This window comes from Halobacillus ihumii (assembly GCF_902726645.1).
GTDB classification, from domain to species: Bacteria; Bacillota; Bacilli; order Bacillales; family Halobacillaceae; genus Halobacillus_A; species Halobacillus_A ihumii.
In genome coordinates, this window is record NZ_CACVAO010000001.1 from 99,815 (window position 1) to 126,427 (window position 26,613).

The window sequence follows — 26,613 nt, forward strand, 5'->3', positions numbered from 1 at the left end:
GACGCCCCCTCCTTGCTCTTTACCCTAACGTCTTAATCCCATACTCATTAAAGATTACGTTGTCGATGAGTCTTGCGTTTTGAAAATATACCGCTGTAGCAAGAATCACTTGTTGATCTATCGTTTCGACTCTCTGTAACATCGGATAGGATAATAATTCAATATAGTCTATTTTACCATGAGTTTTCTTTTCAAGAAACTGTCGAACTTTTTCGATCACTTTCTCTGGATTAGTCTCCCCATTCTCTACATGTTGTCTTCCACATTGCAATGCTTGTTGAACATAAGGAGCTTCTTTTCTTTCCTGATCAAGCAGATTCACATTCCGACTGCTTTTCGCTAACCCATCTTCTTCCCGTACCGTGGGAACAGCTATCAGTTCGATGGGGAAATTTAAATCTTCGAGTAATGCATCTACAACAGCGATCTGCTGGGCATCCTTCAATCCAAAATAAACCCTAGAAGGACGAACGATATTAAATAATTTCGTCAATACGGTCGCTACTCCATCAAAATGTCCAGGACGGCTTCTCCCGCATAACACATCTGTTCTTCTAACCACAGTTAAGTTTATGGAGAGCGGATTTGGGTACATCGTCTGCTCATCTGGAAGAAAAATAACGTCGACCCCATGTTTCTCAGCTATTTCTTTGTCATGCTTCTGATCGCGAGGATAAGAGTCTAAATCTTCATTCGCACCAAACTGGAGCGGATTGACAAATATACTTAATACGACGAGATCGTTCTCCAATCGTGCTTTCTTTAAGAGTGCCTCGTGGCCTTCATGTAGAAAGCCCATAGTAGGTACAAAGCCTATTTTTTTCCCTTGTGCAATCCATTCACTTGTTCTCTGCTGCAATTCTTTAATATTTGTGGTGATCTTCATAACTATTCTCCTTAGTCTTCTGGAAGCAAAGCCGTATCCATTGTAAAGCTGTGCTGCTCTTCAGGAAAATCCCCATTCCTCACTTCTGATACGTATTGACTTACAGCATCAGTCATCTGATCGTTGCTGTTTAGATATGGTTTTACAAACTTAGGCAGTCGCTCCACACCATACTTCAGGACATCATGGTAGACTAGTACTTGTCCATCACAGTCCACACCTGCGCCAATCCCAATTGTGGGAATAGAAAGATCCTCAGAAATACGTTTCGCAAGCTGTTTTGGAACACACTCTAAAACAAGTGCCATAGCTCCTGCTTGCTCGATTTCCTTAGCTTCCTTAATCAACTTTTTAGCTGTCTTTTCGTCTTTTCCCTGTACTTTATAGCCTCCTAGAACATGAACAGATTGAGGAGTCAGACCTAAATGTCCAACTACAGGGATCCCCCCTTCGGATAACCGTCGAATCACCGGTAATATTTCACCAGCTCCTTCAAGTTTCAACGCTTGTGCGCCCGTTTCTTGAAATAGCTTTGCTCCATTTTTCAGAGACTCTTCTAGAGAAATGTGATAAGACATAAATGGCATATCGACCACAACAAATGTGTCTGCCGCCCCTTTTCTTACCGCTTTGCCATGGTGAATCATGTCGGTAAGCGTAACCGGAATGGTAGAGTCATATCCTAATACAACCATACCCAGACTGTCACCAACCAGTATCATATCCGTTCCTGCTGACCGAGCAATTTTAGCAGATGGGTAATCATAGGCGGTAATCATCGTTATTTTTTTCTGGTCCTGTTTCATTTTAAACAGGCTGTTCTTATTAAGCACTATATCCACCCTCTCCCCAATGAATTTCTGCAGAATACAGTTTTTCAACATTTCCTGTTTCATCCCGTGCCAGCAAGGCTCCATCAGGTTCAATCCCAACGAGGGTAGCCTGCCATGATTTCCTCATGGTAGAGACGGTCACTATTTCGCCAATTTTGTAGCCGTATTCTTCCCACTTCGGTTTCACTTCAGAAAATCCATTTTGTATAAACTGATCATATGTACGTTCAAACTGGCGTAATATACGTTGAATTGTTTCCTGAATGGACCAATCTTGTTGTGACTCTATCCGAAGAGAGGTAGCTTTATGCTGTAATTCTTCCGGAATATCTGCTTCTGCTTGATTCACATTCATTCCGATACCTAAAACTACATACTGAATTTGGTCCTGTTCAGCCTGCATTTCTGTTAAGATTCCTGAGACCTTTTTATGATTAACTAATAAGTCGTTCGGCCACTTAATATAGGGAGTTATTGAGGGCTGACCAGCAATAACCTCGGCTAAAACTGTGGCAGCCAGTAAAGTAAGCTGAGGGGCTTGATAAGGAAGCAATTCAGGACGTAACAAAATACTCATCCAAATACCCTTTCCTTTGGGGGAATCCCAATTTCGAGCCATTCTTCCTTTGCCCTGAACCTGCTGATCAGCTATAACGACCGTTCCATGAGGTTTTCCTTGTTTGGCTAATTGATGAACCACTTCTTGTGTGGAAGCTACTTCTGGATAATGATGAAGGTTATGACCGAGCCAATCTGTATTCAACCCCCACTGAAGAGTGTTCTCACTTACTTTATTAGGGAACGAAACGATTTTGTATCCCTTTCTTTGAACCGCTTCAATTTCATAGCCATCCCTTTCTAGCTCTTTCATATGTTTCCAAACGGCTGTTCTTGAAATTTGCAAGCGTTTCGATAAAGATTGACCAGAGATATGTCCTTGTTGTTCACTTAACAGTTCAATTAATTGTTTACGGGTGGATTCCATTGATCGACCCACTCCTTTATTTGTTCATATTGGTTTGGCAATTGTTTATTTACTACAGCATATTCTATTTTTTCAATACCTGATTTAATCCAAGGTCCTTTTTGCCTTTGAGGCCATAACTGGATAAAGTCCTGAGCTCCAAATGCCAAATCGTTCCGTGACTGGATCGGAAGTTCAGCTGAGATATTAAAAAGAAGTTGTTCTTCAATCTGATATCCCAATGCTCTTAACAGCTTGGCGAATGAGGGGATCAGGGGATTTGGCAATTGATAAACGAGCCAATGAGTAACTTCATTCTTTTGTTGAAACTCACGTAACGCATAGTGCAATGAAAAGGAATCCCTTTTGACTTTATTGGACTGTTTCCAATTTTTCACCCACTGAAGAATATCTACCGAATTGTCTTGTTCATAATAATAAGCGATCAATACAGCGAATCCGTCTAAGCGATCTTCCGGTATAATTTCTTGTAAGTGTGGCTTTTTAGAAAAAATGGGAAGTTGCGAGTGCACACCAAGTTGACTACATAATTGCAGACCTTTTCGAAAGTCATCCCCTGCTGTCAGTTTAGCAAATTCAACTGCTACCCGTTCTATAGCAATATGGCCAAGTTTAGCTACTTGACTTTCTATAGCTGTACTTACTTCTGAATCGACCTCAAACTGAAGCTGACTTGCGAATCTCAAGGCCCGCATCATTCGTAAAGGATCTTCACTGAAACGGGTCTGAGCGTTCCCCACTGCCCGAATACGCTGATTTGTTAGATCCTCTTTTCCACCGTAAGGATCAATGATTTCCCCTTTAAGATCCATAGCCATAGCGTTAATCGTGAAATCCCGTCTTGACAAATCTTCCTTTATCGATTGTACAAATGACACTTGGTCAGGATGCCTGAAATCGGTATAGCCTTGCTCTGTTCGATACGTTGTCACTTCAAAGGATTGTGATTGGTAGCGGACGAGTACTGTTCCGTGTTCTACCCCAATCGGAATAACATGATCAAAAACCTGGGTTACCTGATGCGGGAGAGCTGACGTAGCTATATCAATATCACCGACTGATCGGCCTAAAACAAGGTCACGTACGGCCCCTCCCACTATGTGACCTTCATACCCTTTGTGGTGAAGTTGTGTTATTAAGCTAAAGGCCGATTGAAAAAGCGGATCATTGTACATCATGTAACACCTGACGATAGAGCGCTTCATATTGTTCAACGATGGCAGTTGAAGCAAACTTATCTCTTACAAATTGCTTCGCCTGTTCTGAAAAGTGATCATGCATAGCAGAGTCCCCTAATATTTTTTCTGCAAAATAAACAACTTGTTCCGTATTTCCTAGCTCTGTAATAAATCCAGTTTCCCCATGATTGATAACTTCAGGTATTCCACCGATATTTGTCCCAATACATGGGACACCGCACGCCATGGCTTCTAATAATACGAGGCCAAAGCTTTCTTTTTCTGATAACAGTAGCTTTAAATCAGAAATGGAAAGCAATTCACTTACATTTTCCTGTTTACCAAGGAAAAGTACTTGATCTGCTATTCCTAATTCTTCTACTAGTTGATAACAAGCAGCATACTCTGGACCGTCACCGACGAGGATAAGTTTAGATGGGATATTTTTTTGAATTTGAGCAAATGTCTGTATGACGTCAGGAACCCGCTTTACTTTCCTGAAATTAGAAATATGGATGATCACTTTTTCATCCCTATCGATATGATATTGGGCCTTGAGTTCATCATTAGGCCGCCTGTAATATTCTCGTTCGTCCACAAAGTTATAGATGACGTCCATTGTCTTTTCCGTTTTTAGCATTTCTTGAGTTTGTTTTACTAAACTTTTCGATACAGCCGTAACACGATCAGATTGTTCAATTCCGAATTTAATCATCTGTTTTAAACTCGAATCAATTGCCAATACTGTAATATCTGTGCCGTGCAGAGTCGTAACAATTTTAACATCATGATCAGCCATTTGCTTGGCAAGAATCGCTAATACAGCATGAGGCATTGCATAATGGACATGCAGAATATCGAGTTTTTCACGATTAATAACCTCTGCCATTTTATTAGCCAGCGCTAAATCATAGGGAGGATGCTGAAAAACGGGATAGCTGCTCACCTCTACTTCATGGTAATAAATGTTTGGATAGACTCGATTTAACCGAAATGGGACTTGTGATGTAATAAAGTGGATTTCATGTCCTCTTTCAGCTAATATTTTCCCTAATTCGGTTGCAATTACCCCTGATCCCCCGACAGTGGGATAGCAGGTTATTCCTATTTTCGACATACAACTACACCTGATCTTTCTTTCCAAACTTCTCTTTAACAATGTCTCGCCAGTGAAAATCCCCACGGTCCAAACCCCTAATGAAAATTTCAGCACTGGCTAAATTAGTAGCCAATGGAACACGATGTACATCACAAATACGCAGCAATGCACTCACATCCGGTTCATGGGGTTGAGCCGTTAGAGGATCTCGAAAGAAAATAACCATATCAATTTCTTCCTGCGCAATTTTTGCACCTATTTGCTGGTCGCCTCCAATGGGGCCAGATTGAAACCTATAAACATCTAAGCCTGATGCTTCAGAAATTCTTTTTCCGGTTGTACCAGTGGCAAATAATTGATGTTTCCGTAAAATATGCTTGTACGCTGTGGCAAATTGGATGATTTCTTGTTTTTTCTCATCATGCGCAATTAATGCTACATTCATGCCATAACCCCCTATTAATCGAGTAAATGCTCAAGACCATATACAAGTGTATCGATATTCATTACTTCAGTAGCTGCCAACTTAACACCTGACATAAAAGATTCGCGATGAAGGGAATCATGCTGGATGGTCAGTGTTTGTCCAAGCCCGCCAAATATCACCTCTTGATGGGCTACAAGGCCTGGGAGTCTGACACTGTGTATTTTCATTCCATCCACATCTGCACCCCGTGCGCTTTGTAATGTTTCTTTTTCATCAGGATGTCCTTGCAAGTGTGATTCTCGTTCTTCTTTAATTAACTCAGCTGTCTTTATTGCAGTCCCCGATGGAGCATCAAGTTTTTGGTCATGGTGCTTTTCAATAATTTCAACGTCAGGGAAGTGTTTAGCGGCCCATTTAGAGAATTGCATCATTAACACTGCACCTACTGCGAAATTGGGCGCAATAACGGCTCCGAGTTGTCTGGTTTCACTCAGATTCGTTACTTCTTCCAGTTGTTCTGCAGTAAAACCTGTGGTTCCTACCACTGGTCGAACTCCATTTTCAAGGGCCAGCTTCGTATGTTTATATCCAAATTCAGGAGTAGTTAAATCAACCAGCACATCAGCGTTTACTTCGCTGAGACAGACTTCAGCATCTGTATAGATTATAGCATCTAATTCTGGCAATCCAGCAATTTCATTGATGTTTTTTCCTTCATGTTTGCGGTCAATGCATGCCACTAGTTGAAATTGGTCTTCTTTAGCGATCATTCTAAGTGCTTCTTGTCCCATTTTTCCTCTTGGACCAGCTACAATCACATTAATCTGTTTCATTCTGTATTTCCTCCATCCTTTCGTGTCCAGCGATTTTTATCTCTTGTTTCAATTTTGCTCATGGACCTTTCAAATGCATCAGATAAATCAATATCGAGAGAATTAGCAAAGCATGTAAGCACGAAAATGACATCACCCATCTCTTCTGCTAATGCCTTTTCGCCCTCCGATGACTTCTTTTTCTTTTCGCCATAACGATGATTGATTTCTCTAGCCATTTCCCCTACTTCTTCAGTTAGTCGTGCCTGCAAAGCCAATGGGGAGAAGTATCCCTCTTTAAATTGTGATATGTATTGATCTACGCGCTGTTGGATATCTTCTGTAGTGTACTTCATGATTCACTTCCCTTTTCTTATGCTACCATTCCTTCTTAAATGGTAGCCAAAAGCAGAGCTTTTGACAAATTATTAAACTTTTGACCATTGTAGCCTGCAAATCACTTGTTTATAATATAAGTCGTGTAACTTTTTTGGAGGTGTTGGATGTGCATATATTTGGTTTAAAGGTGAAAAATGTTTTGTTTATTATAGTTGGAGCAGCCATATTTTCATTTGGATTGGTCCACTTCAACATTCAAAACGAATTGGGAGAAGGTGGCTTCACCGGAATAACCCTATTACTTCTCTACCTGTTTAATTGGGATCCCGCATTAATGAATATTCTCTTAAACATCCCTGTCCTGATTATCGGTTGGCGTATTCTCGGACGAAATACTTTTTACTACTCGTTAATAGGAATTGTCGCTGTTTCCCTATTTATCCGTTTATCACAAATTTACTTAATTGAAATTGATCTAGCGTCAGACTTAACATTAGCTTCTTTGTTTGCAGGAGTTTTTGCCGGGATTGGCTTGGGCATTATCTTCCGTTATGGCGGAACAACCGGAGGCGTCGACATCATCGCAAGACTCATCCATAAGTATTTAGGCTGGAGTATGGGCCGCGCTATGTTTGTCTTTGATGCCATCGTTATCTTTATCTCTATTATTACATATTTGAATCCTATAAAAGGAATGTACACTCTTGTAGCTGTTTTCGTTGGGGCACGAGTAATCGATTTTATACAAGAAGGAGCTTATGCTGCTAGAGGAGCTACCATTATTTCACAAAAAAACGACCAAATTTCAAACAAGATCAATAAAGAAATGGATCGAGGAGTTACCGTACTACAGGGAAAAGGCTCTTTTACAGGCTCTAACCAGGACGTTCTATACTGTGTAATTGGAAAGAATGAAATCGTACGATTAAAAACACTCATTAACACCATCGATCCTCATGCTTTTGTTGCTGTCAGCCATGTTCATGATGTCATCGGTGAAGGCTTCACTTTAGATGAAAACAAGAACCCGATAGAAGACTGAAGAAATAAAAAACCCATTGTTCAACAACTGAACAATGGGTTTTCACATTAGATTTTGAAGACTATTCTTCATTCATCCCAACGAATATAAATACAAATCTTAGTAATTCAGCTAAAGCAACTAGTGCCCCGGCTACATATGTCATAGCTGCCGCGTTGAGAACCTTCTTAGTCTTTCTCTCTTCATCATTTCGGATAACACCTGTCGATACCAGCTGCCCCATCGCCCTGCTTGAAGCATCAAATTCTACTGGTAAGGTAATCAGCTGGAACAAAACGGCCGCTGCAAAGAAGATAATTCCTGCTAAAGCAAGGCCACTCATACCGAGTAAAAATCCACCGATGATTAAAAAGATAGAGATGTTTGAACCAAAACTGGCTACAGGTACTAATGCGCTTCGGAACCGTAGAAACGCATACTCCTGAGCATCCTGAATCGCGTGCCCTACCTCGTGGGCAGAAACAGCTGATGCAGCCATCGACCGGCCATGGTAATTTCCTGAAGACAGCCGAATTACTTTAGAACGCGGATCATAATGATCAGATAACATTCCTTTTACTTCCTCAATTCGAACATTAAACAAGCCATTGTCATCGAGAATTTTTCGAGCTACCTCAGCACCTGTCATTGATGATGAGGTCGGAACTTTAGAATATTTTTTATATGTGCTCTTTACACGAGAAGAAGCCCAAATGGGTACAATTAACAGAATCGCAAAGTAGATTAAAAAACTCATGTTCATTCCTCCGTCTTGGATGTAGACTACATTTATATAGGTTAATTTTAGTCAAAAGTTACTGAAAAATCAACTATTAAGTTTGTCACGAGCATGTTTTTCCCGTTTCTCTGCGACATATTTTCTCGTCCCCACATAAATAAGCGTAATGAGTATTGTAGTTCCTATAATGGCTGCTGTCCATAGAAAGGCGTCAAAACCTATGAGCGAAGACTTATCATCGAGCAGCTTGTCCAATTGATTAACGACCTCTTGCTTGGCCGCTAACGTTTCGCTTCTAGTGTAATCTTCTATGGACTGTGAAACAGGCTTAAACTCGTCCTGTTCTAAATACAGCTTCAACGTTGGCAGAAGTGCCTGCCAACGAGATGCTATATCCGTCACCGGCACATCCGCTTGCCTTAATTGCTCTCGCAGGGAGTGTAATTCATTACGAATGGAATCATAAGGTTGGTGACTTCCTACTGTATTCACATAGAATAAAAACTTATTCACTTCCGAATCACTTATATCTTTTTGCTCCTTGACTATCGGTTGAATGAGCTCATAAAACGTTTTCTGATGCTGTGTTGATAAAGTATTTATATATTGTTCCATTTCTGTACGGCGGTTATTCACCATTCGATTGGCCAGCCCGTATTTTTCATCCTCCACTAAATGACGGTATTGATCCGAAAATTCACTCCATGTATTATGGTCAGCGTAAATATACTTCGAGTCATTGAAGCTTGGAACAAACAGGCTTAAACAGACAACGAAACAAAGCAGAAGAGCCCGTCCCATCACACTCGCCCCCTCATATTCTATCTTATTCGAATGTATATGAGAGAAGAGGAAAAATTAGACCGACTCGATTTGTCGATTTCTTTGTGTCATGATATAACAAACCCCAATACAGAAAATACTTAACCAAAATGTAAAATACCCAATTTGATTCATATGTTCCATGATAGAAGGATAAATCGGCATTTGTTCAAACACATAATCAATCACATCATTGTGTAATGTCCAAATCGCGGCAACTATAATATGTCGCGTCCGTATTTTATAAAAGGGGGTATAAAGCAGTCCTTGTATAGCCATAGCTCCGTGAGAAGCGATTAGCATATAACCCGTCCAGGGGAGCGAGCCATACTCCAAAAGCGTCAAACCATTCATGACAACTGCCCATATCCCGTACTTTAATAACGTAATCATGGCAAGGGCTTCGATATAGGGAACATTTTTATGAAACAAGTAAAAGCCTAAAAATATAGTAAAAAAAAGACTTGCTGTAGGGCTGTCGGGAACAAAGATAAGGAAGATGGGCTTAGTAACTGTTAGCTGGCTTTCATACCAAATGTAACCATAAATGGTTCCAGCTAAATTGATAATAAATAATAAGATAACGAATACTCGATCGGCTAAGATGTATGTAAAAATCGATTTCATAGGTTTTACCACTCCTGTAATAAATGAACCGCGCTCGAACTTGAGCGCGGTTCATGTTACTTCATTATAAATTATCACCGGTTCCAGAACCCTTTTTCTCGGTTCCTTGGGCTTTAATAAATTCAGCTAATTGCTGAAGTTCTTCATCAGATCCCTTAAACACACCCGCCGGCATTTCACCGATACCATTACGTGCTATGTCTTTAATTTGTTCAACTGACATTGCAGTATCTAATAAAGATGGATAGTTTCCCTGCCCCTGGAGCTGATCTCCGTGACAACTCATACAGTTTTGTTCATAGATCGCATATCCTGGAGCTTCAGTGTTGACCTCTGCCTCTACAGCTTCTACATTTACAGCATACTTTTCTGTGCGTTCAGCATAGTCGGCATGTTCAACAGCTTCATATGTTAACCAGAAAGTTGCAATGAAACCTAGCATCATAAGTCCAACTGAGATTGGACGCTTCGATGGCCGACGAACCGGTCCGCGATCAAGAAATGGAGCTAACAGCAATGCTCCAAATGCTAGTGAAGGTATAATAATTGCCCCGATGACAATAAAGTTTCCTCCAGCATATTGATACTTCAGGAATTGATATAAGAATAAGAAATACCAGTCAGGCAACGGAATATAACCAGCATTGGTTGGATCAGCCTGTTGCTCAAGCGGTGATGGGTGAGCAGCAGTTAAAATTAAAAACCCAATCAGGAATACCGAACCAACTAACCATTCTTTTAGAAGGAAGTTTGGCCAAAATGCTTCCGTACGTCCAGGGTATTCTGAGTAATCTTTTGGTAAATTGGCTTTTTGTTCAGCGGGAATTCGTGAATCCCCGACGAACTTCATCCCTTTTCCCCTATGCACAGCGTTCCCTCCTTTAAATCACTTCATTTTATAGTGGACCGGAAATACCTTGCTTACGGATTAACATAAAGTGTACGGCCATTAATCCGAATAGTGCAGCTGGCAAGAAAAATACGTGAATCGCAAAGAAACGAGTTAATGTTTGTGCCCCAACAATGGTTGGGTCTCCGGCAAGCAGCGTTCGTATTTCATCACCAATAAACGGTGTGGCTGCCGCAATCTCAAGACCTACTTGTGTGGCAAAATAAGCTTTGTTATCCCATGGGAGCAGGTAGCCAGTGAACCCTAATCCGAGCATAACAAAGAATAATAAAACACCAACAACCCAGTTCAATTCCCGCGGCTTCTTGTAAGCGCCCTGGAAGAATACCCGTAATGTATGTAGAAATAACATTACAATAACAAGACTCGCACCCCAGTGGTGCATCCCACGCACAATTTGTCCGTAAGCTACTTCTTTTTGTAAATAATAAACGGACTTCCAGGCGTTTTCGATATCAGGTACATAATACATGGTTAAAAACATACCGGATAGAATTTGAATTACTGTAATAAAGAATGTCAATCCGCCAAAACAATAAACAAATGCAGAGAAATGATGGGCTGGGTTGACATGCTCTGGTACTTCATGGTCGGCGATATCACGCCAAAGCGGAGTGACGTCTACACGCTCATCGACCCAGTCATAAATCTTTTGTAGCATGAATTACGCCCCCTGTCTTGATTGAGTTTCTCCGAGATAAAGCATGTTTTCTTTGACTTTGGTCTTGTACACCGGTAATGGTGCAGTAGGTGGTGTTCCCGGAATGTTGACACCATCTTTTGTATACCGACCGCCGTGACATGGGCAATAGAATTGGTTTGGGTATTCCTGATTGGAAGCCCAGGCTACAGTACACCCTAAGTGCGTACAAATTGGTGAGAGTGCTACAATCTCATCATTTTCATTTCTGTACACCCATGCAGTCTTTTGTACTTTTGACTCATACCATGCATCCACTTGTTCAACCTGCCATTCAAAACGCTGTGGCTCATTTGTAAGTTCATCAATTGGTGCTACAGAATGAAACTCTCCAGCAGCTTGCGGCGTCAATACCGGATCAATGGCAAAACGAACCATTGGCGCAAGCATTCCAGCAGCCATAAAGCCACCTACACCAGTCAGTGTGTAGTTTAAAAATTGACGACGGGATACTCGTTGTTTATCGCTCATTCTTTTCCCCCCTCTATGCTGTAATCCATGCGACATGGATCGTTTACATACAGTTTACTAGGACATTACTATGATAGCGCAATCTTAATGCGGGGTCAATGAATTCCCAAGTGTTATCTCAACTTTTACTAGTTACCAATAAGCTTGGATTAATTCATTAACTTGCTTCACTTGTTCTTTAACAAAAGATTGAGTTTCAGTAGATTGTAAGTCCCCATCTGCTTTACCTGGTATCCATAGTAAGTGCCCAATTAAACGACTTTCATACCTTTTCCACTTTGGATCTAACGTGAACAGAAAGATATGTTCAAAAGGCTGTTGTTGAAAGTGTTCTATCCACTTATTGACACGAGTTATTTCTTCTTCATGCTGGTTTGTCAAGTAATGATACTCGGGGGATAAGAATATTCTTCCCCGGTATTCTTTCTCAATTAAGTTCGTGAAGATCTGAATGAGTTCTCTCTGAAATGCTTCTTGGATCATTTTCTGTTCTGATGCTGGATCGAAGGGGATTAAGGGAATTAACACCGTATCCACATATTGTTTTTCTGGAAGGTATTGCTTCGTATCCTGCTTTGTCCATTGCATGTCCTATCACTATCCTTTCTTACTTGTCCTTATTTTACTAAAAAAAACAAAAAATAAAAGCTGGGAGGAGAAATTCCTCTCAGCTTTTTAATTTAAGTGATTTATTAACTTCGATTAATTCGTTACTTAACGCAATGAATTGAGTTTGGTCACCTTTCATTAAGGCAAGGTCAATTTGTTTTTCAAGCTCTCTTTTTCTGAACGTCATCAAACTGGAATGGAGAAATTTATCAGCCTCTGCTTTGTCACGATCGTTTACATAATAATCTTTAGGTAAATATGGATTATCTTCTAGCACGAGGGCATACATAGAACATTTATGGGCATCTTCGAAATTCATCTGAATATAAACTGGTTCTTCTTGATTCATTCTCAAGTCATGAAATGATTTCTCGGCATCATTGGTCATAACTTGCCCTTTGTAAAATCTAAACGGCGGATCTTGTACCCCTTGAGCGCTAATCTCCATTCCTCTTGGGCACAGTTTTACTTCTTGTACAAAATGAACGTAAGAAAGCAGTGATTCATGATTGATCAAATAATTGAGAATCCAAACACTTTCTCTTTTCTTTAATTGGTAATTGTTCAGAAACCAACGAACAAAGTCCTTTTTTTCATTAACAGAAATAGGTGTTTGCATCGGCGCCCCTCCTGCGCTTAATTGATCACATTATTCTTCTTTCAAACGGCTGACAAAGTCTTCTATTTCGGTATCGGTTGGATCGACAGCCAGGTACTCTTCTAAGACTTGACGTCCTTCATTCATTTTTCCTTCTTCTACTAAGAAATATCCATAAGATTTAAGGAAAACATCGTCCTCTTTAAGTGAGGGATAAGCATTTTCATAATGTACGAGTGCCTGCTTATAATCCTCCACTTCCTCATACGCTTTAGCCAATTCGAATAAATAGAACGGATCTTCTTCACCAAGGGTAATTAATTGATTAATTAAGTCTATGATGGCCTCATAATCTTCATCACTTTTATAATTCTCGATTAGGAAAAGCACTGCTTCTTTATAACCCGGATCTAGAGCAACTGCTTCTCTCATCAAACGGTAGCCCTCTTCTTTCTCACCTGATTTGTGATAAAGCGTTCCAGCTAAGTGGTACAATTCCTTATTAAACTCATCCTTAGCTAACCCTTCACGAACCATTTCCAGGGCTTCTTTTGGCATTCCCTCCGAATTGTAGGCTTGGGCTAATAGTGGATAAACAGACTGGAAATATGGATCTTCCTTAATAAGACGTTCCCATACATGGATCGCAATATCATTCCGGAAAGCCTGAAATGCCACAAATCCATAACGGAACATGACATCCGGGTTATCTTCCTCCACCTTTTGAAAGTAATCAAGAGCCTGCTCAAATTCTCCGGTAGCTGCGTATGCTTCTGCCAGCCTTGCAGCAACCTCGATATCAGCAATGACCGGCTGATGATGAAAGGCATTTTCATAAAATGGAATACTCTTACTGTATTCCCCATTGGAAAAAGAAAGCTCTCCTAAAGCGAAATCAATAACCGCTTCATTTGGTTCTACTTGCTTTGCTGTTAACAGTTTCTGTTCAGCAACTTCAAATAGCCCTTGTGATTGATAAAGATCAGCAAGCTGGATAAGTGCCTGTAAATAATCCTCATCCTCTGGACCAAACTGATCTAAAATCTCTATTGCTTCATCGTCTTCTTCTAAATCAATATGGATCTCCGCCATCATAACCTTAAGCTCCTGTTCTTTAGGATAGCGCTGGATTAATTCGTGTAAGATTAATTTGGCTTCTTCAAGCATTCCCCACTGAATATACAGTTCAGCAATAGTGAATCGTTCTTCTTCGTCTGCTTCAGGCAGATAAGTTTGCAAGGTGTGTAGGGCTTCTTCTGTTTGCTTGGCTTCCATTTGATGGATAGCTTTTTGAATCTCTTCCATAATGACTTCCTCTCTAGCATTTGTAACAATATCAGACGGTCTATGAACGATTAACAATGTAGTTCCCTAGTAGATTTCCCTCTTTGTTACCATCCAACCTGACTTTTCACAATGTATTTATACAAAATGCTGGTAAATTGAACCTTTATAATGGATGCCTGGCACAATCGTCTGCACTTGCTGATTAACTTGTACAATTTGTCCACGCATAACGGTAACCTCTGGAACAGCCTCATAATATCTAAAATCAGCGTGATCATCAACCATCAAGCCTTCTTCATCATAGTAAAGGTTGTAATCCGCATAACCGCTATCCATAAATCCGCCTTTGTAGGGGAAAATTCCACTGTCTTTAAGGTTCGCTTTCGATAACGGGGCTTCAGACAGAGCGTTAGTTACTCTAATGATACCATAATGTTCGCATAATTTTATCCACAACTTATCGTGAATCCTCTCTCTCTTTCTACTATTTCTGACAAGGAGGCCAAACGGTATTCGTTTATGGGATTGAGCCTGAACTAACCAGTCCCATGCGACTTCTTTCAACTCGTCTTCGTCCTCACTATCGATGAGTATAAATGGACAGGATTCCCTGGCAAAATAACGTACCATTTCTTGTGTAATCGACTGTGGTTTGATGGTAGGAACAAACATATAATCAATGGGTAAATATTTAAACTGCTTTACGAACTGCTGATAAATGACTTTAAAATGAAAACTGCTATGGATAGGAAATTGGATGAGGAGAAGGGTACACCCCTTTTGTACATAACGTTGACTATCTTCGATCAGTGAAGGGGATTGACTTAATGGCGTGTCTAAATCAAGCATCACGTATCCGGGTGTAGCGACAAATCCGGTCGCATCCATTTGTTTACATTCGTAATTTCTGGATGAACGTTTCGTAAAATGCTGCTGAGAAACGGAAATCTGCCTAGTAATAGCCTGGGTGCCTTTGAGTGTTTGTACATAAAACCAATATGCTCCCATACGATACCTCCAACAAGGCTTTTTATATCGTATGAGAGCAAACTTTACTCTATGAAAATTTTTACTTCATAACCTGTGATAAATGATCAAAAAAACTAGGATAGGAAATGTTTATACAATCCTTGTCTTCAATCAATACTTTTGAGTCTGTAATCAATGAGGCAACAGCTGCCATCATACCAATTCGATGATCTCCAAACGATGGAAGTGCTCCTCCTGTCAATGGGGTGGGGCCGTGAATCATTAATCCATCTTCCATTGCTTCTACATCAGCGCCTAAAGCTGATAAATTGTTCGCCACAGCTGCGATTCGATCCGTCTCTTTCACCCTTAATTCTTTGGCATCTTTGATTACAGTCGTGCCCTCAGCTTGAGTAGCAGCTAGGGCTAGAATCGGGATCTCATCAATGAGATTAGCAATTAAATCCCCTCCAATGGTAACCGCTTGAAGTGAGCTTGATCGAACAGTAACATCCCCAACTGGTTCACGGCCAACTGTCCATTGATTCGAAATGGTCAGATCAGCACCCATCTTTTTTAATGCCGTAACGATTCCATCTCTTGAAGAATTCAATCCTACCCTTTTAATAGTAATCTCACTGTCTTTTGTTAATAGACCAGCGACGAAAAAGAAAGCGGCCGATGAAATATCTCCAGGGACATGTATGTCAGCAGCGACCGGCTGCTGATTTCCACGTATTGTATGGGTTTGTCCCTGTGATGCAATGGAAATTCCATACTGAGGCATAAGCATTTCTGTATGGTTTCGCGTAACCCCTTTTTCATAAACAGTGGTTTCTCCCTCAGCTAACATTCCCGCTAATAACACAGCAGATTTTACTTGGGCACTTTTAACGTTCAGGTTCACCTTTGACCCTGTTAGCTTTTCCCCTGCAAAAGCTAACGGTAGACGAGCAGCCTCTTCCCGTCCGTATATTTTTGCGCCCATTTGCTCAAGGGGTACCACAACTCGGTCCATCGGTCTTTTAGCAAGTGATTCATCTCCGTAAGCTGCCGTGAAGAAAGGCAGGGCAGCCAATACACCGCTCATTAAACGGGCCGTAGTACCTGAGTTTCCAAAATAAATCGGTGTTGTTGGCTCTTTTAACTGGTTAATGCCTTGTCCATAAATGGTCAGTCTATCATCCGACTGATCAATGCGTACACCAAGTTTTCTAAAAGCCTCGACCGTGCGGAGGCAATCCTCTCCAGTTAGAAAATTATAGACATGTGATGTCCCTTCAGCCAATGCTGAAAAAATAACTGCACGATGAGATATGGACTTATCTCCAGGGACTTGTAACGTACCATGCAATCCTTTTGATGAGGGGTGTAACTCGACAGTACTCATATCCATGACCTCCTTAGGCTTGAATGGTTACCTCATAACCGTTATCCGACAGCAGCTGATAACTTTTCTGCTGCTCTTCTCCTGTTTGAAAACTAATTCGTAAAGCACCTGTGATTCCTTCTCGGATTTCAAGAATTCGAATATTTTTAATGCTAATTTCTTGTTCAGCAAGTAATTGGATTACATTCTGGATAGCACCCGGCTGGTCATGAATATCAACATAAATATCATAAAATGCCGGAATAGCTCCTTTTTCACGAATGGGAAGCCCGTCACGAAATTTTTTTGCTTCCCCCAAGTATTGAAGCGTTAGTTGGGATTCTTCATGGTAAAGCAGCTGCTTCATTTGCTTCATCTCACCAATCCAGTCATCAAGCATTTGGATTAGTAGCTTTTTATTTTGAAAAAAAATATCCTGCCATAATTCAGGATTACTTGAGGCGATTCGTGTGATATCTCTAAAGCCCCCTGCAGCTAAATGCTCTAGCGAAGGGTGTGTTTTTTGCCACTCCCTTGCTTGATGCACAAGAGATGAAGCAATTAAATGAGGGAAATGAGAAATAACAGCTGTCATTTCATCATGCTCTTTAGTAGAAAGCGTTAAAAATCTAGCTCCAGTAGTGGAGAATAGTTCCTTTAATGTACGAGCATCTGCCTCATCTGCTCCCTTTGCCGGTGTGAGTACGAAGATCGCATTCTCGAACAAATGAGGTTTAGCTGCTGTAAATCCTTGTTTATGCGACCCTGCCATGGGATGCCCTCCGACAAAGGATAAAAATGGATTTGTAAGCTTCTGTGCGGCTTGCAACACCTGGTTCTTCACGGATGACACATCTGTAACAAGTAAAGGTTTGTCAATGCTAAGTTCGTTAAGCTGATTTAGATAATCGATCGTTGCGGAGATTGGAGTCGCCAGAATTAACACATCCGCTTGATCTACTCCTGAAGCGAAGTCTTTTGCGAATTCATGAACGACACCTTGATTCTTAGCAAGGGAAAGGTTTGTGTGATCGGCATCCATTCCGATCACTTTCACCTCTTTTTCCCTAGCTACATTCATAGCAAGTGACCCCCCAATCAGTCCTAGGCCCACTATAAAAATAGTTTTGCTCATTTTACGTGATCCTCAAGTTTCTGTTTCATCGCTTGTTGGAGAAGTACCATGTCTTCTTTGCTTCCAATAGTCAATCTGATGGAATTAGGGATACCAAGTGCCTCGCCAGAACGAACAATGAATCCTTTACTCAGCAGATGTTCAAACATTTCGTCCCCGCTCATCGGTAAATGAATTAGAACGAAATTTGCTTCAGATTCATAATAATTCAAGTTATTTTCATCTAGAAAAGCTAACAAATCTTGTTTATTTCTTCGGTTTTCACTCGTTGTTTCTTCAATAAAGGATTGATCATTTAAAGCGATAATAGCTGCCGCTTGAGCAATCGTGGAAGTATTGAAAGGTTCCCTCGCTGGTTCAAGACTATGTATGACATTACGGTTTGCTACTCCATATCCAACTCTAAGCCCTGCTAAACCATAGGCCTTTGAAAAAGTACGCAGAACCATTAGATTCTCATATTGCTGTAAAGCTTGAATCGAATCAAACGTATCCTCCGTGACCATATATTCGTAATAGGCCTCATCAATAACAACCAAGACATGTGAAGGACACTTCTCCATAAAATCGTGAAGAACACTTCTAGATATATGAACTCCGGTCGGATTATTTGGTGTACATAACCAGATCACTCTCGTATTTTCATCAACTTGCTGAAGCATTTCCTTTAAGTCATGATGTCCCTCAATCACAGGAACTTCCCGCACCTCTGCTCCTTCAATTAGCGCATTATGACGATATTGAGGGAAAGTAGGTGTTGCCATGACCGTATTTGCTCCTGGTTCCAGAAAAGCACGACAGATAATTTGCACCACTTCGTCAGACCCGTTTCCAAAGATAAGCTGTTCTTCCTTCACATTAAGAAAAGAAGCTACCTTTTCACGTAATGTAGCTGCATAGCCATCAGGATATTTTTCAAGCTGGGCGATCAATTCAGGCAGCTGCTGTTTAACTTGTTGGGAAAAGCCAAAAGGGTTCTCGTTTGAAGCTAGCTTTACTATTTTATCTAGTCCATATTCACGTTTTACCTCTTCAATCTGTTTTCCAGGTTTATACGGGGTCATTTGATTCAAAATCGCTTTTGACTTCATAAATCACGGGGCCTCCTTAATTTTTCAGATCGGGTCTCAGCTGAGTTGCATTATAATGATAAACATGGTTAACTTCTGTCTGATCAAGTGAAGTATCGACCGTGACCATGACGCGGATACATTTGGCCAGACTTTTAGGAACTGGAATCTCCGTCATGCACATGACTGGTACATATGTCCAATCCTCAAGCAGCCGTAAAGACTTCGCTGGGAAAGCTGCATTCAGATCCTCTGTTACTGTAAAAAGTACAGAGGTCACGTTCTCGGGTTTTATATCATTCTGAGTAATAACATCGATCATAAGTTCGTGTGCTTTTTCTATAATTTCTTCCCCATGATTTTGATCAACTGTTGTGGCTCCTCTCACGCCTCTGATCAATCAAGCGTCCCCCCTTCAACTTTTATAAAATCTGTCAGGAACTGAAATAGTTCCCTGTCACCCAAGGGCGCAACAGCAGGGGATCCAATTTGATTTAATAAAACAAAATGGATGGCGTTGCCTACTGTTTTTTTATCCCACTTCATTCTTTCAATAGTACGTTCTGGATCTATTTGAGAGATAAGGTGGAGAGGATAACGATTATGACGAAGCCAGGCAGTATAGGAGTTGATCGGTAAATCAGCACCCAATTTCTGTTCACTAATTTTCATCGCAAACAGAATCCCAATGGCCACGGCCTCTCCATGGGTAATCTCTCCATATCCAAAATCTGCTTCTAAGGCATGAGCCAAAGTATGTCCTAGGTTTAAATGCTTGCGCAAGCCAGCTTCTCTTTCATCAGCTTCAACAACCTGTGCTTTCACTCTGATGCCTGAAGTCAAATGTTCCATCAGCTCTGCCTGATCTACCTCTGATAAAGATGTGTGCATTAATTGTTGAAACCATTTATGATCACTTAGCAGAGCATGCTTTACTACTTCACCAAACCCTGACCTGACTTCCTGGCTTGTTAAGGTATTCATAACTTCTGTATCGTAAATGACTTGTACAGGGCTGTAAAAACTGCCAATCAAATTTTTCCCCTTATGATGATTTATAGCTACTTTACCGCCTACACTGCTGTCATGAGCTAAGATAGAAGTAGGCACTTGTAAGAAGTCAACTCCTCGCAAATAAGTTGCTGCTACAAAACCAGTCAGATCACCTATCATTCCCCCTCCAAGAGCAACAATCAATGAATGGCGATCCAATTGTAATTCAAGACATCGATCCAGCAAGCTGCTGTAACAAGCCATACTTTTCGACCCTTCACCTGCTGGAACAATTTCGAATGACACTTCAGTATCCTCTCCAAATGCTGAGATCACGTCATTTAAATAAAGAGGAGCGACATTTGAATCCGTAACGATAAATACTTTGGCATAATCGCTTTTTAATAAATCAGAAATTTCATGCCGCAATCCACTCCCGATATTGACGTCATAATGATTTTGAAATGACTTAATCGTTAATGTAGTCATCTAGAAACTGCGAACCTCCTTCCTATAATCATCTACTGCCCGTTTTAAGCGCGGAAAATAATCAGAAGGGAATTCTTCCGTAACAGCTTTAGCTATTTCAAAGGCTACGATATGCTCCATAACGACCGAAGCTGCCGGGACCGCACATGAATCTGAACGTTCAATACTAGCCTGAAAAGATTCCTTTGTCTCAATATCGACACTTTGAAGTGGCTTATACAGAGTTGGGATGGGTTTCATAACCCCTTTTACAACGATTGGCATTCCTGTAGTCATTCCGCCTTCAAAACCACCGAGACGATTTGTTCTTCGATAATATCCGCGATCTTCACTCCATAAAATTTCGTCGTGGACTTCGCTGCCGTTCCTTCTCGCCGCTTCAAAACCAAGTCCAAACTCTACACCCTTGAAAGCGTTAATACTCATAACACTTCCAGCAATTCTTCCATCCAGTTTTCGATCATAATGGACATAGGAACCTAACCCTGGCGGCATTCCCTCTACATATACTTCAGCAACTCCGCCAATTGAGTCTCCCTCTTTCTTAGCTTGATCAATGGCTTCCATCATTTTACCTGCTGCCTGTTCATCAAATGTTCGAACAGGAGAAGCCTCAGATATAGCAGCTCGCTTTTGAACCGACAGGGTCTCATCCACTTCACTAACAATGCCTGCAATCTCGCGAACATAACCGGCTACTTCAATTCCAAGTTCGCGCAGTAATACTTTCGCAACAGCGCCAGCCCCTACTCTCGCTGCAGTTTCTCGGGCTGACGAGCGTTCTAAAACATTACGCATATCGCGGTGGCCGTATTTCAATCCGCCGTTAAGGTCTGCATGCCCAGGTCTTGGTCTTGAAATGGTTCGCCTGACTTCAGCTTCCTCAGCTAATGGTGCATCACCCATAATATCACGCCAATGCTTAAAGTCATCGTTATGTACCACTAGTGAAATTGGTGAACCCAAAGTGTACCCGTGGCGAACACCACTCGTGATTTCAACCAAATCTTTTTCAATTTGCATCCTTCGCCCGCGGCCATGCCCTCCTTGTCTGCGGATAAGTGATTCATTAATTTGATCTGCGACGAGTGGCAAATGTGAAGGTACTCCCTCGATAATCGTCGTCAGCTGTTTTCCATGTGATTCTCCAGCCGTTAAATAACGCATATACGACAGCCCCCTGTTGTAATTTTTAAATAATACTATATCATACACATCGAGATTTGTGTGCTTTAACGTTGCAAAGTTCTAAAAATAAGAAAAAATCTTCGGTTAGATTCCTTGACTGCAAAGGCTTGAAAGGAACAGACCCTCTTTAATCCTTTTTATAAAAAAATGTATCAAAAGACTTTAACTGGTATTGATGAGGAGAAAATATTTGTTCTGTGCTTCCTACAAAGAAGATGCCATCTTTATTTAAAGCTTCACTAAATTTAGTATAGATCGTTGATTTCGCATCTTCTGTAAAGTAAATGAGAACGTTTCTGCAAACGATCAAATCATTTTGGGTTTCATACTGGTCAGCCAATAAATTATGCTTTTTAAAGGTTACACATGATTTTATGTTGTCGCTAATTTTATATAAACTTTGTTGCTTTGTAAAATACTTCTGCTTCATTTTTATCGGCATTTCTCTTAAAGCTCGTTCAGGATATACTCCAAGTCTGGCTCGCTGAATAGCCTTTTCATCGATATCTGTAGCAACGATTTTAATTTGATCAATAGGAAGATATTGACTTAGTATGATAGCTAAAGTATAGGGCTCCTCCCCAGTAGAACAAGCCGCACTCCATATTTTTATATGTTTACGATTATTTAATAAATGTGGTACAACTTTATTTTCAAGAACTTCCCACCTTTGTCTATTTCGGTAGAACTCGGAAACATTGATCGTAATTCTGTCTAATAGTTCATTGAATAAATTCGGATTCTTATGTAGGGAGTGATAATATTCACGAAAATCCGCGAATCCTTTTTTATCACGTAAGGACGTTAACCTCCGTTTCATCTGCGCCTCTTTATAAAGATATAGATCAATTCCTGATTCCTGCTTGAAATTAGCTATAAACTCCTGATAGTCATGACTCATGGATCGTACTCCTTACCTTTCTCTGTTTATCTTAATAGATTACTTCAACGAATAGGATGTGTAAATCATTTAGCCATAAAAAAAACGCCTTTGAACAAGGCGAATTTTTCGTCGTATTAATAAACCCAGGCTGAGTTGTCTTTGTTATAAGTGTTAAGTTCTGCTTGTTCGAAAAATAGATTGATTTCGCGTTCAGCGCTTTCGATGGAATCTGAACCATGAATTACGTTCTTTCCAACTGTTACACCATAATCACCGCGGATCGTTCCTGTTGTAGCATCTTTAGGATTTGTTGCCCCCATCATTTGCCTCGCTGTAGCAATAACATTCTCACCTTCCCATACCATAGCAAATACTGGTCCGGAAGTAATAAAACTAACAAGTTCTCCAAAGAAAGGTTTGTCACGATGCTCTCCATAATGTTCTTCTGCAAGGGAGTCTTTAATCGTCATTAGTTTTGCCCCAACTAATTTATAGCCTTTTTTTTCGAACTTAGCTACAATTTCACCGATTAGATTTCTTTGTACGCCATCTGGTTTAACCATTAGAAAAGTCTTTTCCATAATTTCCACCCCATGATTATGTATGATTTGAAAGCGCTTTTAACAAGCGCCAATAAAGATTCTACCAAAGAATATGGATTGTGGCAATCCATTACGCACGTCTTTTACCAATATACTTGGCAATTCCTTTTAAGGTTTGCTTAGCACGGATATTTGGTAACTGTTCCAATGATTCATAGGCCTTGTTTAAATATTGATCACTTATCGCCAGAGACCGTTGAATTGAACCGTTGGATTGGATCTCATTAATTAATGGCTCGATAGCAGCAGAAGTAAGCTCAGTGTTACTACTAAACACATGTTGAGTTTGCTCTTTAAACTTACTATCTTCCAGAGAAAATAAGACTGGCAAGGTAATATTTCCTTGAAGTAAATCACTGCCAGCCGGTTTACCCAGTTCTTTCTCGGAAGCGGTAAAATCCAGCACATCGTCAATAATTTGATAAGACATCCCAACATAGTAGCCGTAGCGGTATAACGCTAGCTCTTCTTCTTTAGAAACATTTGCTGCAATGGCTCCCAGCCGACAACTAGCCGCAATAAGAATAGCTGTTTTCCTTTTTATTCGACGCAAATAATTTCGGAAATTCTGCTCTACGTTATATTTATCCTGAATTTGTTCAATTTCTCCGAGACATAACTCCACCATTGTCTTTGCCAAAATTTGGTGCGCCCTAGGATTATCAAGTGTCGATAAGTTTTCCAGTGAACGAGCAAAAATGTAATCCCCTGTGTACATGGCAATTCGATTATCCCACTTAGATTTAATAGTAGGTTCGCCTCTTCGCAATTCTGCTTCATCAATTACATCGTCATGAACGAGCGAAGCGGTATGTATAAGTTCGAGTGAGACAGCGACCGCTTTCATACGTTCAAGATTATAATCTCCGAATTTTCCTGCCAGTAAAACAAAAACAGGCCGGATCCGTTTCCCACCTGCTTTTAGCAGCTGGCTGGAGGCTTCTCTTAGAACAGGATTCTCCGATTGGATCGTTTCATTAACTGCCTCTTCAATTTTATATAAATCTTGCTTTAAAAAAGAGTAAATCATGGCTAATTTCATAATTCTTCATCCTTGATCATAACGATTGCTTTTCCCCAAGATGCATAGCAGCGACTCCGCCTGTAAATGACTTCACCTTAACATTGATCAGCCCTGCTTGTTGAAACATTGCTGCTAACTCATCCTTACCTGGAAAATCTTTTGCTGATTCATGAAGCCAACTGTATTCCTGATAACTCTTAGCAAATAACTTACCAAATAGCGGCATAATGTTTCTGAAATAAAAATAGTAAAGTCGTTTAAATACAGGGCTCTCTGGTTGTGATGTTTCTAAACAAACTACCTTGCCGCCAGGTTTTACCACACGGTGCATTTCTTTTAATACTTGCAGGTAATCCGGTACATTTCTCAACCCGAAACCAATCGTGACATAATCAAACTGATCATCGTCAAATGGCAGTTCCATAGCATTCCCATGCTCAAATTCTACATGCTTCATTTTAGATTGCAGCTTCTTTTTTATGCCAACTGAGAGCATATTCACACTAAAATCAAGGCCTACTACCTTCCCTGAAGGCCCGACCTCTTCAGCCAGCGCCATCGTCCAATCTCCAGTCCCGCAGCATACATCAAGCGTATGATCCCCTTTTGAAACGTTCATTCGTTTCATGACCTCTTTACGCCATAGTCTGTGCTGTTGGAAGGAAATAATAGAATTCATACGGTCATAACGTTTGTAGATTTTCTCGAATACGTGATGAACACGTTCTTCCTTTGTCTGTTGCTGCATCATTTACCCTTCCTCTACAATGTGCTTCTCATAAAATTTGTGATGAATAGCGGTATGGATATAAGATTTTAACCAATTAAAATGAATCGGAAGCTGGGATACGGTAGCTTCTAAACGAGTGATATGTTTTTGCAGCATTTGCTCTAGACTTATCATAACTTGACCGCTTGATTCCGGTTTTCTAACCAGCCTGTCTATCAGTGGAGAAAATTTACCTTCCTGATAGCTTGTCTTCTCATCAATCAGCCTTTTCGCTAACAGCCACTCTCCGGCCATATCATTAATAGTCGTCTTTTGTACATACGAGGCTACTCGTTGAATTAACAAGGATTCAATTTTCTTTAAGGAGAGTAAAAACTCCTGGAACGAGTCTACATCTTTGTAATAGAGCTCCATTTTTAATTCGTTAATTTCCTTAATCGCTCCAGCTAGCGTTCGAATCATAGGTATATCGTTAAGCTGTGATAGCAAATAGTAATAAAGGCCACTGTAATAGTCACCAGCAAGCACAGTGAGTTGGCGTGTACGAATCGTTTCCTTCTCATCATCCTCGTCGGTCAATGTGACAAGATCATGAGTGTCGAGAGCGATTTGAACAAGCATCGTAGTAATCACGTACTGTTCTTTTTTCACAGGAGATAGGGTTGTATGATCCATGATAGAAGACAAGATAACCAGCTTGTCTTCATCAATAACTGGCTCTGGAATAAATTTCGCCAAAAAGGGGTGGCGAACTTGAGAGGCAATTTTTTGTTTTAATTGTTTGAGATTCACTTCTGATGTGTTCACCTATATCACCTGATCCCTTTCATAAACACGGTTAAAGCACATCAATTATACCATAAATCGATGCGTGAAGCTGTTGTTATGTAGGATAAGATCTAAACATGGCAAAATTACTCTGCTTCTGTTGACATCTCTCCATGACGAGTTTGAATGATGGCCTTGCCCCGAACTTTAACAGCTGAGGTATGCTCAGTAAACTGGGCAATCATTACTTCTCCACGATCTAGTTTTTCTGAATGATGGAAGCGAGTGTCTGTGCCTCTGGTCAACCCTATTACGTTCACACCGTCCTCTTCAGCTCTTATTACGAAAAAGTCATTTTCGGATGCTGTCATCAATCTATCCCCTTTCTTCTAGTCATACTATCTCTTATTCCTTTTATTATGTCAAAGATTCGCTCTTTTTGCTATTAAAAAAAGGGTGCTAAAGTTAGCACCCTTTCGGCCCTATGTAGCCATTATTTAACGGCGTCTTTAAGAGCCTTGCCTGGTTTGAAAGCAGGAACTTTGCTTGCGGAAATTTCGATTTCTTCACCTGTTTGTGGGTTACGACCTTTACGAGCCGCGCGCTCACGTACTTCGAAGTTACCGAATCCGATTAGCTGTACTTTCTCACCATCTTTTAGTGATCCCATGATAGATTCAAATACAGAGTCAACTGCTTGAGTTGCATCTTTCTTAGAAAGCTCTGCTTTTTCTGATACAGCGTTAATTAGATCAGTTTTATTCATGACATTCACCTCCTCCCAAGAAGGTTGCTTTCATTCAAGTGAAATTACTTTCACTTAAAATGCTTATTTAACAGTCATCATGTGATGACAAGCCTTATAATAAACGAGTTTGCCACATAATTCAATAGAGAATCGTGTATAAATCGCATAGTAAAGCGATTCTCCTAGTTTTTTAACCGTTTTTGAAGATTGCTTTCAGCAATAACGCACAAAAATTAAAAACCCCCTAAACCTTGTTATATCAAGGTTTAGGGAGGTTTTTAGTGAAATTTACACTTTAAGAT

General features: G+C 40.5%; 32 protein-coding genes. 1 reads left to right on the plus strand and 31 read right to left on the minus strand.

Annotated elements, in window-relative coordinates; translation table 11 throughout:
• Nucleotides 1-19: 19 nt before the first annotated feature.
• The 8 genes from panC to G6R08_RS00570 are packed head-to-tail and all read right to left on the minus strand — an operon-like array spanning nucleotide 20 to nucleotide 6,576.
• The gene (gene panC / locus G6R08_RS00535) at nucleotides 20-886 is read right to left on the minus strand and encodes a pantoate--beta-alanine ligase (protein WP_163526209.1); all 867 of its coding nucleotides are present in this window, start codon (nucleotides 884-886) and stop codon (nucleotides 20-22) included.
• An 11-nt stretch (nucleotides 887-897) separates the two neighbouring features.
• On the minus strand, nucleotides 898-1,719 hold the full coding sequence (gene panB / locus G6R08_RS00540; protein WP_275897912.1) for a 3-methyl-2-oxobutanoate hydroxymethyltransferase: 822 nt from the start codon (nucleotides 1,717-1,719) through the stop codon (nucleotides 898-900).
• The gene (locus G6R08_RS00545) at nucleotides 1,712-2,704 is read right to left on the minus strand and encodes a biotin--[acetyl-CoA-carboxylase] ligase (protein WP_163526211.1); all 993 of its coding nucleotides are present in this window, start codon (nucleotides 2,702-2,704) and stop codon (nucleotides 1,712-1,714) included. Before G6R08_RS00545 ends, panB begins: the two co-directional genes overlap by 8 nt.
• Entirely contained in the window at nucleotides 2,680-3,882 is a 1,203-nt protein-coding gene (locus tag G6R08_RS00550; RefSeq protein ID WP_163526212.1) for a CCA tRNA nucleotidyltransferase, read from the minus strand. The genes G6R08_RS00545 and G6R08_RS00550 overlap by 25 nt, the downstream gene beginning before the upstream one ends.
• Nucleotides 3,869-4,999: an N-acetyl-alpha-D-glucosaminyl L-malate synthase BshA gene (bshA, locus tag G6R08_RS00555; RefSeq protein WP_163526213.1), complete on the minus strand. Its 1,131-nt coding sequence runs from the start codon at nucleotides 4,997-4,999 to the stop codon at nucleotides 3,869-3,871. The genes G6R08_RS00550 and bshA overlap by 14 nt, the downstream gene beginning before the upstream one ends.
• 4 nt (nucleotides 5,000-5,003) lie before the next feature.
• Nucleotides 5,004-5,426, minus strand: coding sequence for a methylglyoxal synthase (gene mgsA, locus G6R08_RS00560; protein ID WP_163526214.1), 423 nt, complete (start codon nucleotides 5,424-5,426; stop codon nucleotides 5,004-5,006).
• Between the two features lie 14 nt (nucleotides 5,427-5,440).
• Nucleotides 5,441-6,241 (minus strand): 4-hydroxy-tetrahydrodipicolinate reductase, encoded by an 801-nt coding sequence (gene dapB / locus G6R08_RS00565; protein ID WP_163526215.1) that lies wholly within the window; start codon nucleotides 6,239-6,241, stop codon nucleotides 5,441-5,443.
• Nucleotides 6,238-6,576, minus strand: a complete 339-nt coding sequence (locus tag G6R08_RS00570) for a nucleotide pyrophosphohydrolase (protein ID WP_163526216.1) — start codon at nucleotides 6,574-6,576, stop codon at nucleotides 6,238-6,240. The genes dapB and G6R08_RS00570 overlap by 4 nt, the downstream gene beginning before the upstream one ends.
• Before the next feature lie 149 nt (nucleotides 6,577-6,725).
• Here G6R08_RS00570 and G6R08_RS00575 point away from each other — a divergent pair, with 149 nt between their 5' ends.
• Nucleotides 6,726-7,601, plus strand: coding sequence for a YitT family protein (locus G6R08_RS00575; RefSeq protein ID WP_163526217.1), 876 nt, complete (start codon nucleotides 6,726-6,728; stop codon nucleotides 7,599-7,601).
• A gap of 61 nt (nucleotides 7,602-7,662) precedes the next feature.
• On the opposite strand, the gene G6R08_RS00580 is transcribed toward G6R08_RS00575, so the two are convergent.
• From G6R08_RS00580 to G6R08_RS00690, 23 genes are all read right to left on the minus strand, one after another.
• Nucleotides 7,663-8,337 (minus strand): zinc metallopeptidase, encoded by a 675-nt coding sequence (locus G6R08_RS00580; RefSeq protein WP_205439378.1) that lies wholly within the window; start codon nucleotides 8,335-8,337, stop codon nucleotides 7,663-7,665.
• Between the two features lie 69 nt (nucleotides 8,338-8,406).
• Nucleotides 8,407-9,120: a sporulation protein YpjB gene (locus G6R08_RS00585; RefSeq protein WP_163526219.1), complete on the minus strand. Its 714-nt coding sequence runs from the start codon at nucleotides 9,118-9,120 to the stop codon at nucleotides 8,407-8,409.
• 57 nt (nucleotides 9,121-9,177) lie between these two features.
• Nucleotides 9,178-9,768: a lipoprotein heptaprenylglyceryl N-acetyltransferase LhaT gene (gene lhaT / locus G6R08_RS00590; protein WP_163526220.1), complete on the minus strand. Its 591-nt coding sequence runs from the start codon at nucleotides 9,766-9,768 to the stop codon at nucleotides 9,178-9,180.
• 64 nt (nucleotides 9,769-9,832) lie between these two features.
• Nucleotides 9,833-10,636, minus strand: coding sequence for a menaquinol-cytochrome c reductase cytochrome b/c subunit (locus G6R08_RS00595; RefSeq protein WP_163526221.1), 804 nt, complete (start codon nucleotides 10,634-10,636; stop codon nucleotides 9,833-9,835).
• A 28-nt stretch (nucleotides 10,637-10,664) separates the two neighbouring features.
• A complete protein-coding gene (gene qcrB / locus G6R08_RS00600) occupies nucleotides 10,665-11,339 on the minus strand; it encodes a menaquinol-cytochrome c reductase cytochrome b subunit (protein ID WP_079530118.1) in 675 nt (224 codons plus the stop codon).
• A 3-nt stretch (nucleotides 11,340-11,342) separates the two neighbouring features.
• The gene (locus G6R08_RS00605) at nucleotides 11,343-11,849 is read right to left on the minus strand and encodes a QcrA and Rieske domain-containing protein (RefSeq protein WP_163526222.1); all 507 of its coding nucleotides are present in this window, start codon (nucleotides 11,847-11,849) and stop codon (nucleotides 11,343-11,345) included.
• A gap of 132 nt (nucleotides 11,850-11,981) precedes the next feature.
• Nucleotides 11,982-12,437 carry a DUF2487 family protein gene (locus G6R08_RS00610; protein WP_163526223.1) on the minus strand — a complete coding sequence of 152 codons (456 nt, stop codon included), beginning with the start codon at nucleotides 12,435-12,437 and terminating at the stop codon, nucleotides 11,982-11,984.
• Nucleotides 12,438-12,516: 79 nt separating this feature from the next.
• Complete coding sequence (locus tag G6R08_RS00615) at nucleotides 12,517-13,077, minus strand: ReoY family proteolytic degradation factor (RefSeq protein ID WP_163526224.1); 561 nt, start codon at nucleotides 13,075-13,077, stop codon at nucleotides 12,517-12,519.
• 30 nt (nucleotides 13,078-13,107) lie between these two features.
• Entirely contained in the window at nucleotides 13,108-14,361 is a 1,254-nt protein-coding gene (locus G6R08_RS00620; RefSeq protein ID WP_163526225.1) for a tetratricopeptide repeat protein, read from the minus strand.
• A 117-nt stretch (nucleotides 14,362-14,478) separates the two neighbouring features.
• A complete protein-coding gene (locus G6R08_RS00625; RefSeq protein ID WP_163526226.1) occupies nucleotides 14,479-15,351 on the minus strand; it encodes a hypothetical protein in 873 nt (290 codons plus the stop codon).
• Between the two features lie 61 nt (nucleotides 15,352-15,412).
• Entirely contained in the window at nucleotides 15,413-16,702 is a 1,290-nt protein-coding gene (gene aroA, locus G6R08_RS00630; protein WP_163526227.1) for a 3-phosphoshikimate 1-carboxyvinyltransferase, read from the minus strand.
• A gap of 13 nt (nucleotides 16,703-16,715) precedes the next feature.
• Nucleotides 16,716-17,816, minus strand: coding sequence for a prephenate dehydrogenase (locus tag G6R08_RS00635; RefSeq protein ID WP_163526228.1), 1,101 nt, complete (start codon nucleotides 17,814-17,816; stop codon nucleotides 16,716-16,718).
• A complete protein-coding gene (gene hisC / locus G6R08_RS00640; protein WP_163526229.1) occupies nucleotides 17,813-18,907 on the minus strand; it encodes a histidinol-phosphate transaminase in 1,095 nt (364 codons plus the stop codon). Before hisC ends, G6R08_RS00635 begins: the two co-directional genes overlap by 4 nt.
• A gap of 16 nt (nucleotides 18,908-18,923) precedes the next feature.
• Nucleotides 18,924-19,286: a chorismate mutase gene (aroH, locus tag G6R08_RS00645; RefSeq protein WP_163526230.1), complete on the minus strand. Its 363-nt coding sequence runs from the start codon at nucleotides 19,284-19,286 to the stop codon at nucleotides 18,924-18,926.
• Entirely contained in the window at nucleotides 19,283-20,368 is a 1,086-nt protein-coding gene (gene aroB / locus G6R08_RS00650) for a 3-dehydroquinate synthase (protein ID WP_163526231.1), read from the minus strand. Before aroB ends, aroH begins: the two co-directional genes overlap by 4 nt.
• Nucleotides 20,369-21,535 (minus strand): chorismate synthase, encoded by a 1,167-nt coding sequence (aroC, locus tag G6R08_RS00655; protein WP_163526232.1) that lies wholly within the window; start codon nucleotides 21,533-21,535, stop codon nucleotides 20,369-20,371. It lies immediately after the preceding gene.
• 148 nt (nucleotides 21,536-21,683) lie between these two features.
• Nucleotides 21,684-22,457 carry a CheR family methyltransferase gene (locus tag G6R08_RS00660; RefSeq protein WP_163526233.1) on the minus strand — a complete coding sequence of 258 codons (774 nt, stop codon included), beginning with the start codon at nucleotides 22,455-22,457 and terminating at the stop codon, nucleotides 21,684-21,686.
• Nucleotides 22,458-22,573: 116 nt separating this feature from the next.
• Nucleotides 22,574-23,020, minus strand: coding sequence for a nucleoside-diphosphate kinase (gene ndk, locus G6R08_RS00665; protein ID WP_079530131.1), 447 nt, complete (start codon nucleotides 23,018-23,020; stop codon nucleotides 22,574-22,576).
• A gap of 91 nt (nucleotides 23,021-23,111) precedes the next feature.
• The gene (hepT, locus tag G6R08_RS00670; protein WP_163526234.1) at nucleotides 23,112-24,083 is read right to left on the minus strand and encodes a heptaprenyl diphosphate synthase component II; all 972 of its coding nucleotides are present in this window, start codon (nucleotides 24,081-24,083) and stop codon (nucleotides 23,112-23,114) included.
• A gap of 16 nt (nucleotides 24,084-24,099) precedes the next feature.
• Entirely contained in the window at nucleotides 24,100-24,813 is a 714-nt protein-coding gene (locus G6R08_RS00675; protein WP_163531014.1) for a demethylmenaquinone methyltransferase, read from the minus strand.
• A gap of 3 nt (nucleotides 24,814-24,816) precedes the next feature.
• The gene (locus G6R08_RS00680) at nucleotides 24,817-25,602 is read right to left on the minus strand and encodes a heptaprenyl diphosphate synthase component 1 (protein ID WP_240339623.1); all 786 of its coding nucleotides are present in this window, start codon (nucleotides 25,600-25,602) and stop codon (nucleotides 24,817-24,819) included.
• A gap of 107 nt (nucleotides 25,603-25,709) precedes the next feature.
• Complete coding sequence (gene mtrB, locus G6R08_RS00685) at nucleotides 25,710-25,934, minus strand: trp RNA-binding attenuation protein MtrB (protein WP_163526235.1); 225 nt, start codon at nucleotides 25,932-25,934, stop codon at nucleotides 25,710-25,712.
• 122 nt (nucleotides 25,935-26,056) lie between these two features.
• On the minus strand, nucleotides 26,057-26,329 hold the full coding sequence (locus tag G6R08_RS00690) for an HU family DNA-binding protein (protein WP_079530134.1): 273 nt from the start codon (nucleotides 26,327-26,329) through the stop codon (nucleotides 26,057-26,059).
• Between the last annotated feature and the right edge of the window lie 284 nt (nucleotides 26,330-26,613).